At 66.3% G+C, this 1,162-nt stretch carries 1 protein-coding gene and 1 pseudogene; both read right to left on the reverse strand.

What is annotated here, in order from left to right; translation table 11 throughout:
• The coding region (locus tag JCM25156_RS17410; protein WP_025814158.1) for a branched-chain amino acid aminotransferase at positions 1 to 802 on the reverse strand (802 nt) is incomplete at its 3' end.
• Between the two features lie 141 nt (positions 803 to 943).
• Positions 944 to 1,162 (reverse strand): annotated as a pseudogene (locus tag JCM25156_RS29600) (NADPH-dependent oxidoreductase); the annotation flags it as partial.

Raw genomic sequence — 1,162 nt, forward strand, 5'->3', positions numbered from 1 at the left:
CGCGCGTGATGCCGCGCAGGATCGTGCCGGTCAGCGGCGGGGTGGCGATGGAGCCGTCATCGAACACGAAGAACACGTTCATGCCGCCCATTTCCTCGATCCAGCGGCGCTCGACCGCGTCAAGGAACAGCACCTGCGCGCAGCCATGCCCCTTGGCTTCCTGCTGGGCCATGAGGCTGGCGGCGTAATTGCCACCGCATTTGGCTTCCCCCGTGCCGCCGGGGGCGGCGCGGCAGAAATCGGACACCCACACGCTGACCGCCTCTTCCCCGAAATAGGCCCCCACGGGCGAGGCAATGACCATGAACAGGTACTGCGCGGCGGGCTTCACGCCCAGGAACGTCTCGTTCGCGATCATGTAGGGGCGGATGTACAGGCTCTCATCGGGGTTGCCGGGCACCCATGCGGCGTCAACGCGCACAAGCTGGCGCACCGCCTCGACAAACAGATCCTCGGGCACCTGCGCCATGGCCAGCCGCTCGGCCGATTTGCGAAAGCGCGCCGCATTGGCATGGGGGCGGAACAGGGTGATGTGCCCCTCCGCCGTGCGGTAGGCTTTCATCCCCTCGAAAATTTCCTGCGCGTAATGCAGCACCGCCGCCGCCGGGTTCAGTGACAGCGGGGCATAGGGCTGCACGCGGGCGTCATGCCAGCCCCTGCCTTCCTCATAACGGATAACGACCATATTATCGGTAAAGACACGCCCGAAGCCGGGATTGGCCAGAATCTCCGCCCGGCGCTGCGGCGGGACCGGAGAAGTGCTGGGGGAGAGCGTGAAGGGAAGGGTCGTGGCGCTGTCCATAGCCGTTATTTCTCTTTCATCGTGGCGCTGGCGCGATACACAGAGCGCGCTCCTGCCCGCCATCACGCGCGGGCAGCGTTAGCAGAAGTTCACCAGAACATTCCGCCGGTCAACCCCGCCAGCAGCACAGGACCCCTGCTTTCATTCCCGACCCAGCACAAAACCAAGGCTGTGCAGGCTGCGGGGCAGATGGTCACGGCCATGCAGCGCCGCGACATCCCCCATCCGGGCCAGCACGCTCCCGGTCCAGTCACGCGCGGGCAGGCCCTGGCTGACACGGGCATCGTGCAGCCGCCTGTCATAGGCCGCGATGGTGGCGGGGTCGTTCGCGGCGGCGCTATCGTACCGTTCGGCATGCAG

The sequence above is a fragment of the Komagataeibacter kakiaceti JCM 25156 genome, assembly GCF_000613305.1.